12 protein-coding genes and 2 tRNA genes are annotated in these 12,890 nt (G+C 68.9%); 4 read left to right on the forward strand and 10 right to left on the reverse strand.

What is annotated here, in order from left to right; translation table 11 throughout:
• Positions 1 to 634 precede the first annotated feature (634 nt).
• A complete protein-coding gene (locus ACPXB1_RS21005) occupies positions 635 to 859 on the forward strand; it encodes a hypothetical protein (RefSeq protein WP_355594000.1) in 225 nt (74 codons plus the stop codon).
• Positions 860 to 863: 4 nt separating this feature from the next.
• On the opposite strand, the gene ACPXB1_RS21010 is transcribed toward ACPXB1_RS21005, so the two are convergent.
• Entirely contained in the window at positions 864 to 1,661 is a 798-nt protein-coding gene (locus ACPXB1_RS21010) for a carbon-nitrogen hydrolase family protein (RefSeq protein WP_355593998.1), read from the reverse strand.
• 39 nt (positions 1,662 to 1,700) lie between these two features.
• Positions 1,701 to 2,534: a DMT family transporter gene (locus ACPXB1_RS21015; protein WP_355593996.1), complete on the reverse strand. Its 834-nt coding sequence runs from the start codon at positions 2,532 to 2,534 to the stop codon at positions 1,701 to 1,703.
• A gap of 41 nt (positions 2,535 to 2,575) precedes the next feature.
• On the opposite strand from ACPXB1_RS21015, the gene ACPXB1_RS21020 reads away from it, so the two are divergent.
• On the forward strand, positions 2,576 to 3,199 hold the full coding sequence (locus ACPXB1_RS21020) for a helix-turn-helix domain-containing protein (protein WP_355593994.1): 624 nt from the start codon (positions 2,576 to 2,578) through the stop codon (positions 3,197 to 3,199).
• A gap of 25 nt (positions 3,200 to 3,224) precedes the next feature.
• Here the strand turns inward: ACPXB1_RS21020 and clpX are convergent, their stop codons facing one another.
• From clpX to ACPXB1_RS21045, 5 genes are all read right to left on the reverse strand, one after another.
• Positions 3,225 to 4,520 carry an ATP-dependent Clp protease ATP-binding subunit ClpX gene (clpX, locus tag ACPXB1_RS21025; RefSeq protein ID WP_053652977.1) on the reverse strand — a complete coding sequence of 432 codons (1,296 nt, stop codon included), beginning with the start codon at positions 4,518 to 4,520 and terminating at the stop codon, positions 3,225 to 3,227.
• 211 nt (positions 4,521 to 4,731) lie between these two features.
• Positions 4,732 to 5,394 (reverse strand): ATP-dependent Clp protease proteolytic subunit, encoded by a 663-nt coding sequence (locus ACPXB1_RS21030; protein WP_053652978.1) that lies wholly within the window; start codon positions 5,392 to 5,394, stop codon positions 4,732 to 4,734.
• Between the two features lie 10 nt (positions 5,395 to 5,404).
• Entirely contained in the window at positions 5,405 to 6,046 is a 642-nt protein-coding gene (locus ACPXB1_RS21035) for an ATP-dependent Clp protease proteolytic subunit (protein ID WP_053652979.1), read from the reverse strand.
• Between the two features lie 194 nt (positions 6,047 to 6,240).
• Positions 6,241 to 7,587, reverse strand: coding sequence for a trigger factor (gene tig / locus ACPXB1_RS21040; RefSeq protein WP_355593991.1), 1,347 nt, complete (start codon positions 7,585 to 7,587; stop codon positions 6,241 to 6,243).
• A 117-nt stretch (positions 7,588 to 7,704) separates the two neighbouring features.
• A tRNA-Pro gene (locus tag ACPXB1_RS21045) sits at positions 7,705 to 7,778 on the reverse strand.
• Between the two features lie 308 nt (positions 7,779 to 8,086).
• Between ACPXB1_RS21045 and ACPXB1_RS21050 the strand changes: the two genes are divergently transcribed.
• Positions 8,087 to 8,160: transfer RNA gene (locus ACPXB1_RS21050), tRNA-Gly, on the forward strand.
• A 1,184-nt stretch (positions 8,161 to 9,344) separates the two neighbouring features.
• Here ACPXB1_RS21050 and ACPXB1_RS21055 read toward each other — a convergent pair.
• Positions 9,345 to 10,280, reverse strand: coding sequence for a hypothetical protein (locus ACPXB1_RS21055; RefSeq protein ID WP_355593989.1), 936 nt, complete (start codon positions 10,278 to 10,280; stop codon positions 9,345 to 9,347).
• Positions 10,281 to 10,474: 194 nt separating this feature from the next.
• On the opposite strand from ACPXB1_RS21055, the gene ACPXB1_RS21060 reads away from it, so the two are divergent.
• On the forward strand, positions 10,475 to 11,116 hold the full coding sequence (locus ACPXB1_RS21060; protein ID WP_355593987.1) for an SIMPL domain-containing protein: 642 nt from the start codon (positions 10,475 to 10,477) through the stop codon (positions 11,114 to 11,116).
• A 595-nt stretch (positions 11,117 to 11,711) separates the two neighbouring features.
• Here ACPXB1_RS21060 and ACPXB1_RS21065 read toward each other — a convergent pair.
• Complete coding sequence (locus tag ACPXB1_RS21065; RefSeq protein WP_355593985.1) at positions 11,712 to 12,158, reverse strand: hypothetical protein; 447 nt, start codon at positions 12,156 to 12,158, stop codon at positions 11,712 to 11,714.
• Between the two features lie 107 nt (positions 12,159 to 12,265).
• The gene (locus tag ACPXB1_RS21070; RefSeq protein ID WP_355593983.1) at positions 12,266 to 12,808 is read right to left on the reverse strand and encodes a hypothetical protein; all 543 of its coding nucleotides are present in this window, start codon (positions 12,806 to 12,808) and stop codon (positions 12,266 to 12,268) included.
• Positions 12,809 to 12,890 lie beyond the last annotated feature (82 nt).

Genomic DNA, 12,890 nt, shown 5'->3' on the forward strand with positions numbered 1-12,890 from the left:
AGTCCGGGGTATAAATCATAATTGGCACTGGCTTTACAAAGCACCCTGTTGAGTTCTCAAAGAACAACCACACACCGACCGGAAACCCGTAGGCTCCCGTTTCGGGGCAACCGCTCAAACTTACTTGGTCGAACTTTCATTGTCAACCTCGTGTCCGAGGCGATCAATTGTGGTTCGTCCGGGACCCACGATGACGCACACCGTACCCGGTGGTCGTTACTGTCGTGGGAAGCCGCAGACCGGCCGATCACCGCTTCGCGGCTCTCCGCCCGGCTCCTGCCGGCTTCAGCACTCTACCCGGTCGGCTTCGCGTCCGCAACCCCGTATCCGGAGTGTTCCGCACCGCCCGAATCTCCAGCCTCGCTCGGCGTTGCCGCCACGAGCCTGGCGCCCGGTCTTGGCCCGTTTGTCCGGCCTCCCCCGTGCAGAGAGAAAGTTACGCGGGCCGTCCCGAGAAGGCAAATCAGGGTTCATCACTGGTTGACCGCAAGACCTCACGACGTCCGGCGCGGGCTCTGCTCTCCACCGAAAGAACACAGGCTCCAACGGACGGCACACAGTGCGGCGTGGGTTCTGGGCCACAGGACCGAGTGGTGCCCGACGCGGAGCGCAACGGCGTGCCAGAGTGTCAGGCATGGATGAACCCGGGCCGGACGCCACGGTGCTCGCCGAGGAAGCGCTGCTCGGCCTCCTTCTGCCGTTCTGGCAGGTGGTGATCGGCACCGTCGTGCTTGTCGTCCTGCTGCTCTCGGTACGACAGCTGGCCCGGCGCGGCAGGTCCCGGATGACCACCGCCCTGTTGGTGACCGGCGGGGTCATCGTCGGTCTCGCGACGATCGGCGTCCTGCTGGAGGGGTGACCGCTCAGAGTCGGCGGTTGGCCAGGCTGGGCAGTTCGGCGCGGATCGTGGCGAGCCTATCGAGATCGAGGTCGGCGAATGCCACTCCGGACCCGTCCGGCAGTTGGGTGAGGACCGTCCCCCAGGGGTCGATCACCATGCTGCGCCCGAAGCAGGTGCGGCCGGGGTCGTGGTCACCGGTCTGACCGGCCGCCGCCACGAAACACTGATTCTCGATCGCCCGCGCCCGCAACAGCACCTCCCAGTGGTCGCGGCCGGTGTGCAGCATGAACGCCGCCGGGACCACGAGCAACTGGGCGCCGCCCTCGCTGGCGAGCTGCCGGTACAGCTCGGGGAAACGCAGGTCGTAGCAGATCGACAGCCCGACCCGGAGCCCTTCGACGTCCACGACGACGGGTTGGGCGCCGGGCGCGACACTCGCGGATTCCAGATAGGAGACGCGTCCGGGGATCTCCACGTCGTACAGATGGATCTTTCGGTAGCTCGCGGCCAGGCTGCCCGTCCGGTCGAAGACCAGCGAGGTGTTGAAGGTGTGCGCCGGGTCCGGGCCGACCTCGTGGAACGAGCCGGCCACCACCCAGATGCCGAGCCGCCGCGCGACCTCGGCGAAGAAGCTGCCCACCTCGCCGTCGACCGGCTCCGGCTCGGGCATCCGCGCGGCGGGGCCGAGATAGTCGACGTACTCCGGGAGGATGGCCAGGTCCGCGCCGCCGGCGGCGGCGCGTTCCAGCAGAACCTCGGCGGCGGCCAGGTTTGCCTTGCGGTCGTCCCGGGCGTTCAGCTGGCAGACTGCGACGCGCATGACCCCAGAGTACGGCCGGGACGGCCGGTACGGACAGCGTCAGATGCTGGCGAGCACCAGGGCCCCGGCGGCGAACCCGAGGCCGGCGACCTGGATCGGCCGCAGGCGCTCCCGGTCGACGGCGAGCGCGAGGAGCACAGTGCTGGCCGGATACAGCGCGGCGATCGCCGCCACGATGCTGAGGTGCCCACGGCCGGCGGCAGCCAGGAATAGCGCGTTGGCGGCGCTGTCGAGCAGGCCGGCGACGGCAGCCCACACCAGCACCCGTCGCCCGAGTCGCAGCCGCACCCCCGTGCCGGCGGCCAGCGCGAGGCCGAACGCGATCGAACTGGCCCGCACTGCCGCCACCGGCCACATGCCGGCGCTCTCGTCGGCCTGGCCCAGCAGTGTGAAGAAGACGCCGAACAGCGCTCCAGCGGCGAGCGCGAGCCCGACCAGCCGTACCGGGACGGCAGCTCCGCCGCCGCGCTCACCCAGGCTGACAAGCGCGATCGCCACCACCGCGAGACCGGCGCCGGTGAGCGCCAGCGCACCTGGGAAGGCCGCGGTGAACAGGCCGGCGACGATCGGCACGACGGCGGCGGTGATCGCGGTGACCGGTGCCACGACGGCCATCATCCCGCCGGCGAGCGCCCGGTACAGCAGCATGACGCCGCCCGCGCCGGCAACGCCGGCGAGCAGGCCCCAGGCGATGTCGCCGACGGTCGGGGTTCCGGGTACGACGAGCACCAGAACGATCAGCAGCGGGACGCTAAGCAGTTGGGAGACCACTGTCACAGCGATCGGGTCGGCCCGGCGGGACGCCTTTCCACCGGAAAAGTCGGCGACGCCGAACGCGACCGCCGACACGGCGGCGAGGACAATGGGCAGCATGCGTCAGTCGTACCATAATAGTGACCGTGAAGGATAGTTTGATGACCGAGGCCGCAGGCCGGGTGGGCGCGGTGACAGCCGCTGTGGCCCGGCAGGTACGTGAGCTACGCGCTGCCCGGGGCTGGTCCTTCGAGGAGTTGGCCGGTCGCTCCGGGGTGAGCAAGGCGATGCTCGTGCAGATCGAGAACGCGCGCACCAATCCGAGCGTGGGCACACTGTGCCGGGTCGCTGACGCGTTCGGCGTCAACATCGCGCGGCTGCTGGAGCCCGACGAGGAACGCGCCGTGAAGATCACCACCGCTGCGGAGGCGCCGGTGCTGTGGCAGGGCGAGCACGGCGGTACCGCCCACCTGCTCAGTGGGCTTGGCGAACCGGACCTTGTCGAGCTCTGGGACTGGAGGCTGGAGCCCGGCGAGGCGCACCGCTCCGCCGACCACTCACGCGGCACCCGCGAGGTGGTGCACGTACTGACCGGCACCGTTGTCGTCCGGGTCGACGGGCAGGACCACACAGTCCAGGCCGGCGAGACGATCGAGTTCCACGCCGACCGGGAGCACGGCTACCGCAACGACGGCGACGAGCCAGCGAAACTGATGATGGTGGTGGTCATCCCGTCGGGCGAGTGGGACCGCCGAACGCGATCACGCCGGCCGCGTCAGGACTGACGCGACCGGCGTGACGCGGGGAGGATCAGGCCGACTTCTCCTCGCGGTCCCGCCGGGCACGACGCCCGGTGAACTCGCGCGGAACGATCGTCGGGTTGACGTTCTCCAGGACGACCTCGCGGGTGATCAGCACCCGGGCGGCGTCGGGGTTGCTCGGCACCTCGTACATCGCGGAGAGCAGCACTTCCTCGATGATGGCCCGCAGGCCACGGGCGCCGGTGCCGCGCAGCATGGCCTGGTCGGCAATCGCCTCCAGGGCCGGCTCGTCGAACTCCAGCTCGACGCCGTCCAACTCGAAGAGGCGTTGGTATTGCCGCACAAGGGCGTTGCGGGGCTCGGTGAGGATCCGCACCAGGGCGCTGCGGTCCAGGCTCCGGACGTTGGTGATCACCGGAAGACGACCGACGAACTCGGGGATCAGCCCGAACTTGAGCATGTCTTCCGGCATGACCTGGCTGAAGATGTCATCGGTCGACCGCTCGGACACCGACCGCAGCCGGGCACCGAAGCCGGTGCCGCCCTGCCCGGTGCGGGACTCGATGATCTGGTCGAGGCCGGCGAACGCGCCACCGCAGATGAACAGCACGTTAGTGGTGTCGATCTGGATGAACTCCTGGTGCGGGTGCTTACGACCGCCCTGCGGCGGGACGTTCGCCACAGTGCCTTCGAGCATCTTGAGCAGTGCCTGCTGCACGCCCTCGCCGGAGACGTCCCGGGTGATCGACGGGTTCTCCGACTTACGGGCGATCTTGTCGACCTCGTCGATGTAGATGATGCCGGTCTCGGCGCGCTTGATGTCGTAGTCAGCGGCCTGGATCAGCTTGAGGAGGATGTTCTCCACGTCCTCGCCGACGTAACCCGCCTCGGTCAGCGCAGTGGCGTCGGCGATGGCGAACGGGACGTTCAACATCCGCGCGAGCGTCTGCGCCAGGTGGGTCTTACCGCAACCCGTCGGGCCGAGTAGCAGGATGTTGGACTTGGCCAGCTCGACGGCATCATTGCCGGAGCCCGGCGCACCGGCCGCCTCAGCCTGGATCCGCTTGTAGTGGTTGTAGACCGCGACGGCGAGCGCCTTCTTCGCCTGGTCCTGCCCCACGACGTAGTTGTCGAGGAACTGGCAGATCTCCATCGGCTTGGGAAGCTCTTCCCACTTCACCTCGCCGGACTCGGCCAGCTCCTCTTCGATGATCTCGTTACAGAGATCGATGCACTCGTCGCAGATGTAGACCCCTGGGCCCGCGATGAGCTTCTTTACCTGCTTCTGCGACTTGCCGCAGAAGGAGCATTTCAGTAGGTCGCCGCCGTCACCGATCCGTGCCACCTACGTTCTCCCTGCACTCATCGGCCGGAGACCCGGCCCTGACCTGCGGACGCTGCGCGCCGCCCGGCTTGGTTCACCTCACCGGCCCAACCGGCGAAGCGGTACGGACCCGACGTTACCCGCTGACGGGGCATTCTCCGACCCCCAAAACGGGTGTGTCAGAGGTCGGCCGGGAACGGGTGCCCCGGCCAACCTCTGACCCGGTGCTGAGTCAGCTGGCCGCGTTGGCAGCCAGCAGGCCCTTCTTACGACTGGTCAGGATGGTGTCGACCAGCCCGTACTCCTTGGACTCCTCGGCCGTCATGATCTTGTCACGGTCGATGTCCTTGCGAACCTGCTCGATCGGGCGGTTGCAGTGGCGGGACAGCATGTCCTCCAGCTGCGTCCGCATCCGCAGGATCTCCCGAGCCTGGATCTCGATGTCCGAGCCCTGCCCGTAGCCGCCCTCGGTGGCCGGCTGGTGGATGATGATCCGCGAGTTCGGAAGAGCCATCCGCTTACCAGCGGTGCCCGCCGACAGCAGCACCGCAGCCGCGCTGGCGGCCTGCCCGAGGCACACCGTGGAGATGTCCGGGCGGACGTACTGCATGGTGTCGTAGATCGCCGTCATGGCCGTGAACGAGCCACCCGGCGAGTTGATGTACATGATGATGTCGCGGTCCGGGTCGGTGCCCTCCAGCGTGAGCAGCTGGGCCATCACGTCGTTTGCCGACGCGTCGTCCACCTGCACACCGAGGAAGATGATCCGGTCCTCGAAGAGCTTGTTGTACGGGTTGGACTCCTTGACCCCGTACGACGTGCGCTCGACGAACGACGGGAGGACGTAACGGTTGTGCACGGCCGCGAACTGGGGCGGCAAGCTCAGATCGGTCATCGTCAGCTCCTCAGCTCAGGGTCCCGGCGCCATCCGGAACCTGAGCGGCCCCGATGATCACCTTGTCGATGAAGCCGTAGTCCATGGCCTCCTGGGCGGTGAACCAACGGTCCCGGTCCGAGTCCGCCTCGATCTGCGACTGGCTCTGGCCGGTGTGGTGCGCGACCCGCTCCTGGAACATGCGCTTCGTGTAGAGCATCTGCTCCGCCTGGATGGCGATGTCGGACGCCGTGCCGCCCAGACCACCGGACGGCTGGTGCATCATGATCCGGGCGTGCGGCAGCGCGTACCGCTTGCCCTTGGTGCCCGCGCAGAGCAGCAGCTGGCCCATCGAGGCAGCCATGCCCATCGCCACGGTCGACACGTCGTTGTCGATGAACTGCATGGTGTCGTAGATCGCCATGCCGGAGTAGACCGAGCCACCCGGCGAGTTGATCCACAGGTTGATGTCGCGGTCCGGGTCCTCCGCGGCGAGCAGCAGCAGCTGCGCGCAGATGCGGTTGGCGACCTGGTCGGTCACCTCGCTGCCCAGGAAGATGATGCGTTCCTTGAGCAACCGGTTGTAGACCGAGTCGTCGAGGTTGCCAATCGAGTCGCCACCGCGGGCATCGATCGCCCGGCGCGACGTCGTTGGGATGTGCATGTCGGTCATGGCAGCCCTTCGCTCTCCGTACCGTCTTTCCCGACACTAACCGCTACCAGAGGCGGCAGAGTCCCGGTCGGGGCACTGTTCGCTCTCAGCGCAGTTGGGTCGGGCGCACCCGCGGCGCGGGCTTCCGGGCGTACCCCGGAATAAGTGTGGCCGCCGTGCACCGCGCAGCGGCGGACGGCGGCCGCACCCGACGATCAGTGCTCGTGGTTGTGCTCCGCCTCGTTGGCTGCGCGCAGCGCGTCCAGGGTGACCTCGTTGCCGGCCGAGTCCTTGATCGTGATCCGCTCCATGACGGCGGCGAGCGCCTTGCCCCGGCGCACGTCACCGAAGACCGCGGCGGCAGCGCCGGAGCGCACCAGCTGGTCGTAGTACTGCTGCGGAGCCATCCCGGCGCGCTGCGCCCGGTGCACGATCTCGTGACCGAACTCGTCGTCGGAGACCTGCACGTCCTCGGCGTCGGCAAGCGTGTCCAGCAGGAGCTGCACCTTGACGCCCTCGGTGGCCGCCTCGGTCAGCTCGGCGTCGATCTGCTCCTCGGTCTTCTCCTCGGCGGCGAGGTACTCCTCCAGGGAGGCGCCGATCCGCTCCAGCTGGTCGACCATGGCCTGCTTGCGGCTGGCGACCTCCTCGCGGATGACACCCTCCGGCGCCGGCACCTCGGCGGCCTCGACCAGCTGCGCCAGCGCCTTGTCCCGGGCGGCGTAGATCTGCTCGACCTGCTTGCCCTGCGTGACCCGGGCCCGCAGGTCGCCGCGCAGCTCCTCGATCGTGTCGAACTCGCTCGCCATCTGGGCGAAGTCGTCGTTCAGCTCCGGCAGCTCCTTCTCCTTGACCGTGCGCACGGTCACCGCCACGTCGGCGTCCCGGCCGGCGAAGTCGCCGCCGACCAACTGGGTGGTGAAGGTGGTGCTGTCGCCGGCAGCGAGGCCGACCACTGCCTCGTCCAGGCCCGGCAGGAGCTGCTTGCTGCCCACCTCGTGGGAGATGTTGCTGGCCTGACCGCCGGGCACGTCCTCACCGTCGACGGTCGCGTTCAGGTCGATCTGCACGTAGTCGCCCTCGGCCGCGGCCCGCTCGACCGTCTTGAGGGTGGCGAACCGCTCCCGCAGGTTCTTCACCTGCTCGTCGATCTCGCTCTCGTCGATCTGCAGCTCGTCGACGGTCACCTCGATGGTGCTCGCGTCGGGCAGGGTGATCTCCGGGCGGACGTCGACCTCGGCCGTGAAGTTCAGCGAGTCACCGTCGTTGAACTCGGTGATCTCGACCTCCGGACGACCAAGCGTCTTCAGGTCGTGCTCCCGCACGGCGGCGAGGATGTTCTCCGGGATGGCGTCCTGGACCGCCTCGTTGAGGACGGTGCCCCGGCCCACCCGCTGGTCGATGACCGCGGTCGGCACCTTGCCCCGGCGGAAGCCCGGAACCTGGACCTGCGAACCGATCTCCCGGTACGCCTTCTTGAGGCTCGGCTCGAGCTCGACGAACGGCACCTCGATGGCGAGCCGCACGCGCGTCGGGCTCAGAGTCTCGACGGTGCTCTTCACAGGCGTACTCCTTGACGGATCTTGGTTTTAGTCTGGGCCTTCGATTGGCCCATCGAGTGTAGGCGAGCCGGCGCGGCCGGCCACTAGCGCCCGGGGCGACCCAGGCGCTGACGACAGTCGGGGTGGCGGGATTTGAACCCACGGCCCCTCGCTCCCAAAGCGAGTGCGCTACCAAGCTGCGCCACACCCCGTGGCGACGTGCAGTCTATGCCGTCGCCGCCCCGCGAGCGGTGCCGGGGCGTCCCCACCGGGACAGATTCCCCAAAAGATCGCGAACCACCCGGGGGCGCGGGGCGCGGGCGCAAGATCCGCGCAACTTCGGGGAAAGTGTGGCCTCGCGGCGCGCGGAGGCCCCTACATCCCTGAAGTTGCGCGGATCTTGGGCGTGGATGGAGACGCGACGCGGCCACCATGCACCGCCGCAACGCGGTGGCGCGGCTGCACGCGGGTCTCAGGCATTGGGTACGCTGTCGGCGCGCCCCGTTTCGGCGGGGTGTGCGCGGGCGTAGCTCAATGGTAGAGCTTCAGTCTTCCAAACTGACGGTGCGGGTTCGATTCCCGTCGCCCGCTCCAATGTCCTCCGGCCCAGGCCAGGGGCGATATCCCCCGATCCTGGGCCGGTCGACCACTCCCCCGCTTCGATCTTGCGGGCCATCCGTGGGCCATTAGCTGTTCTGGCTGCCCTTGCGCCGGACCTGCCGGGCGATCCGCCGGTCCATGGCCACTTGACCGCACGGCCGAAGTTGCCGGATCGCCGCAGCGCGCCCTTGTCGCCGGTGAAAACCAGGGCGTCAGCGGCGGCGGCGGTCAAGGCGGCCCGCAAGCGGGCCGCGCCGGCCCGGCCCCGGCCTGCTGGCGACCTCCGGCCGGCATCGGCCGGGCCGGCTGGCCACACTTGCTACGTCTCGTGAGGATCTTCGAGGTGCGACCTATCATCGAGGTCGACCACCATGGCCCCCAGAAAGCGGGCTCCGCAGCTATCACAGAAGGCTCCCTCTGCGCCGTCAACTACCAGTTGGCCGTCCGTACCTGGGTAGCCGAGGTACCACTGGCCGCGCAGCTTGACCATCAGCTTCGGCCACCGCGGCTCGCAGGAGCACACGGTGTTCTCAGGCTCGTGCGCCCATTCGAACGGAGGCGGCGTGCCTGGTTCGATGATGAAGTTGCCCGGGTAGGTCGCGGAGCATTCGGCGCACCGGGCTGACAGTTCCAAGAGCCTGGTCATCGGACTGCCGTGCTCGGATGGTTGGCACGGCATGACATGACCGTTCATCTCCGTAACGAGAGCCGGCCACCGGGGCCGACAGCGGCACGCGGACTTCTTGGTCCTGACCAGCTTGATCACGCACGCTCCCGCGCTCTGATGTTGAGGCGAGGAGCCTAGCGGGCGGTTAGACCTTCGGGGCTCCGCCCCGAACCCCGGCCTTCCCTCAGAGATCAGCAACGGACGGGGGTAGCGGGATCTCCTCGGTCAGACACCACGAGGGCTGCGCGAGGAGATCCCGCAACCGCGCCGGGAGCATGCCCAGGATGGGCCATCCATGGGCCAGTAACCGGGGCACGTAGCGGTCACGAGCGGGCACGAGACGCAGCTGGGCGACCGCCGGCTCAACCGTGGTCGTTGGCGATCGGCCTTCGTGCCGCTGATCTATCACACGCGGTGTCACATCACGCCGGACGCGCACCCGCGAGCGCCTGGGTCAACGTCGCGCCCGCGGCGGGCGGCGATCCGCGCGCTTGCTGCGGCGGTGCTGGGATCAGGTCTCGCCCCGGCCAGGCTTTCGTGGCCGGCGGCGGCGCTTCCGCAGCGATAGACCGGCCTCCCGCCCGCCCCCGTCATCGCCCGACCCCTGCTCGGCGGCACGCTTGCCATCTCGCTCCTGCCGCGCACGCCGATACGTCAGATAGGCGACGATCGTGGCGCCCAGCGCGGCCATCCCCGACCCTGCACCAACCACAAAGCGGTTCAGCGCGGCCACGATCACGCTGGTGCGGTTCTGGACCGTGTCCGTCACCTCCACGTCAAGGTCGAAGTAGCGGGTGGGGAACAGCGGTACGTTGCTGTCGCCCCTCAGGCTTGTCACGCTGATCTGGAAAATCAGCCGCCCCGGGTTCGCGCCGGCCTGCACCGACCAGCGCCACTCAGCAACATCACCGGGGGCGGCTATGACCTGCTCCGGTGGGCTGCTGGCTCTGACTGTTGCGTCACTGCCGTACCAGGACAGTTCCGCCTGCACTCGGCCGCCGACCGGCACGCTGCCCAACTCCTCCGCCTGAGCTGGACGGGTGGGGTTCTTGGGCGGTTGCTGTGGTGGTTCGAATGGGTTGACGGTGCAGGGGATGTCGCCGGGGGCGCACACGGCGAGGGCGACGGGGAATGATTCACCGACTTCGACCTGCTGTCGCAGGCGGGCGCTGGCGTTGCCGCTGTAGAGGGCGGCCCGGTCGGTGAGGAGGGCGTTCAGGTATTCGCTCTGCTTTGGCTCCGGCGTGGGTTTCGCCGTTGGTGCCCCTGGGTCCAGGCCCTCAGGTCGTTCCGGCGGCACCGGAGCCCCTGGTTCAGGAGAGTCGGCACCCGACAGGGGTATCAGCAGGGTTCCCACCCCACAGCCGACCATTACGATGCCGACGATGGCGGCGACGGTGGCGAGGCGTTTCACGACGTTGACGTCCTGGGTGTTGAGCTCCCCCACGCGAGCCTCCTCGTCGCCGTCGAGTCACGTTGAGTATGAGGTGTCGGGGTGACATCCGCGGCCCGCGCGAACCCCATATCGCGTAAGGCCGACATCCCCTGGGGGACGTCGTGTACCTGGCGTCCGCGCAGTCGGTCAGGTGGTTGGCGTACCGGGAGCACGGGGCGGAAGACAGTCTGGTTGGATCGACGTTCATGCAGATGGTGGAACGCCCCTGGGGCATCACCGCGTTCGGTGCGGCGAGCGTGAAGGCGCTACCGAATCTTGTGCGCGTAAGGTTCAAGATCGTACGGCTGGAGCAGACCCCGGCCGCCGCGTTCGAGGCGGCCCGTACAGCCGTGCGGGCCGTGCGCGGCGCACTGCGCGAGCATGGAATAGCCGACGCGGCGGTCGAGGGTTCGCGCCTGGACCTGAAGACAGCCACCGAATACGCGGACGGGTCACGCAGGTTCATCGGCTACCAGTGCCAGGCGGCCTTTGCGGTCCAGTCCGGCGTACTGGACGACGTCGAACCACTGCTGATCGACATCGTCTCGGCGGGTGCCAACGAGATCGAGGGCGTCGACTTCGACGTCACAGGCAAGCGCGAACTGCGGGCCGAGGCTCGGCGCCAGGCAGTGGCGGCGGCCCGGGCAAAGGCCGAGCTGTACGCCGAGGCCGCCAGCGTACGCATCGGTGCGGTCCTGCACATTGAGGACATCGACCCGGAACAGCCGGGCGCTGCCCGCTACCGCGGCCACGCCGAGGCCGCCGCGACGAGCGCCCAGGACCTCGCCCCAGGCCACGTCGTCGTGTCCGCCGCCGTGGTCCTTGGCTATGCCGTAGCTTGTGCCTGACCAAACCCGCAAGCGCGGACGCTCAACATCATGTGCGTGCAGCTGCCGCGAGGCGCGAGATCATCAGGGCTCGGGTTACCCGCCGGCCCGTTTACTTCTCCCCCGCTGCGGATCTTGCCGTGGCGAGCGCGAAGCCGGCAGTCGTGCAGACCCGTCCCGTCGGATGGGCTGACGTGTGCGACGCTCCTGCCGTGCGTACCGTCTTCGTCTTTCCGGAATCGGAGCAGGCTTCCGTCGTCGCTCTGCTCGACCGGTTGTCTCCGGGCCAGAGGAATCCGTGGCTGGTGGACGGGTGCCTGTACGGGGAGCTGACCAGTGCAGGCGAACACCTGTACGCGGACTGGGAGCCGACGGCCGTGCGAGGGCTGAGTCAAGCGTGCGGCCGGCTACCCGGATGGGCGGTTCAGGTTGATGTCTCGGGCCGGGTCGACGGGACAGCGGAGGTACGCCGTCTGACGTTGGCGCTGCTCGCTCGGGGCGGTGTCGCAATGGACGACTACTCCGACCATCCGTGGACGCGAGAGGAGATCGCCGACGAGTTGTCGGTGGACGGTAGGCGCTTCTTCGACTTCGGCGCGTACCACGAACGGACCAATCAGCGGTCGGACCGGGACGGGTCTGGGGACGTTCCAGGGTCGACACTCTCGCCGAACGGCTCGACCGATCCGTCCCAACCGTTCCAGCCCTGTTGAGTGACCTGCCCGTCAGCGTAGGTGTAGGACCAGGAAGCGCCGTCCTCACCTTCGATGTGGACGGTACCTCGGCGGACGAACGGCGCGATCGCGACGTAGAAGGCCGTGGCCTGGGCCGACCACTTGGGGTCTCCCGCGTCGTCGTGGCCGAACTCGATCCAGTCTCCGTCGCGCGTGATCGACGCTCCGGCGGCCTCGGCCAGGTCGGCCAGTGTGGTGGTTGACGGAGCCGCGTCCGGCGCAAACCAGCCGTCTCGGGCAGCCATCGCCGCCCCGGCCGCGCCGACCGCGGCGGCGTCGTCCGACTGCGAGAGGTGCAGACGGCCCGAGGGCGTCACCAGGTATCCCACGGCGCGCACCCTACAACAGTCGATGCCACCACGCGGGGCATCGACAGGAGCCGAGGCGTGTGCCGGTCAGCGTCCGCCGGAGCGACATCAGTGCCGCCGGGGTCCGGTCATCCGCGGCGTCCCGCACGAGCCGGGTGAGCTCGGCGCGGCCCCGTCGGGGCCAGCCCCGGATCCGGGTCGACGGCCAGCAGCAGGGCGGCACGCAACCGCTCGGGTACGTCCCGGGTGCCGAGCAGCCGGTAGCCCGCGCGCCGCAACTCCACGCGCGACCCGGCGAGCAACTGCCAGGGCAGCTCCGCCGCAAGGGTTGCCGCGACGGGTCGTAGGGCGTTGACGGCCTCGCGGACGACCGACGGTGACGGGTCCGTCAGCAGTGGCGTGAGCTGGTGGGCGTCCACCACGCCGAGTTGGCGGTGGCCGCGTACGGCCGCAGCGCGGATCTTCGCGGCCGGGTGGGTGAGAAGTCCGTCGAGCAGGTGCGCGTCGGACTCCGACGCGGTTTCGCTGAACCCGGCGATCGCACCCGGCGTGGGCTCCGGGTCGCTGATCGACGCCTGGTACCGCGCCCGGGCGTCGATGCCGACGCGGCGAACGGCCTCCCGGGCGATGGCCCGCACCAGCGACGCGGTGTCGTCGAGGCGGGTGGCCACCTCCGCCTGCTCCCCGAGGCGCAGCAGGCCGGTGAGGGGCCGCGTCGCAACCGCTCGTTCGGGCCTTCGATCCCCGCTTCGG

This window comes from Micromonospora sp. DT68 (assembly GCF_049847245.1).
GTDB lineage: Bacteria > Actinomycetota > Actinomycetes > Mycobacteriales > Micromonosporaceae > Micromonospora > Micromonospora profundi.

Bases quoted from the DNA above. Each gene is read 5' to 3' on its own strand.
- ACPXB1_RS21005 (WP_355594000.1), top strand. From the start codon at position 635: ATGGATGAACCCGGGCCGGACGCCACGGTGCTCGCCGAGGAAGCGCTG.
- ACPXB1_RS21010 (WP_355593998.1), bottom strand. From the start codon at position 1,661: ATGCGCGTCGCAGTCTGCCAGCTGAACGCCCGGGACGACCGCAAGGCA.
- ACPXB1_RS21015 (WP_355593996.1), bottom strand. From the start codon at position 2,534: ATGCTGCCCATTGTCCTCGCCGCCGTGTCGGCGGTCGCGTTCGGCGTC.
- ACPXB1_RS21020 (WP_355593994.1), top strand. From the start codon at position 2,576: ATGACCGAGGCCGCAGGCCGGGTGGGCGCGGTGACAGCCGCTGTGGCC.
- ACPXB1_RS21030 (WP_053652978.1), bottom strand. From the start codon at position 5,394: ATGACCGATCTGAGCTTGCCGCCCCAGTTCGCGGCCGTGCACAACCGT.
- ACPXB1_RS21035 (WP_053652979.1), bottom strand. From the start codon at position 6,046: ATGACCGACATGCACATCCCAACGACGTCGCGCCGGGCGATCGATGCC.
- ACPXB1_RS21060 (WP_355593987.1), top strand. From the start codon at position 10,475: ATGCAGATGGTGGAACGCCCCTGGGGCATCACCGCGTTCGGTGCGGCG.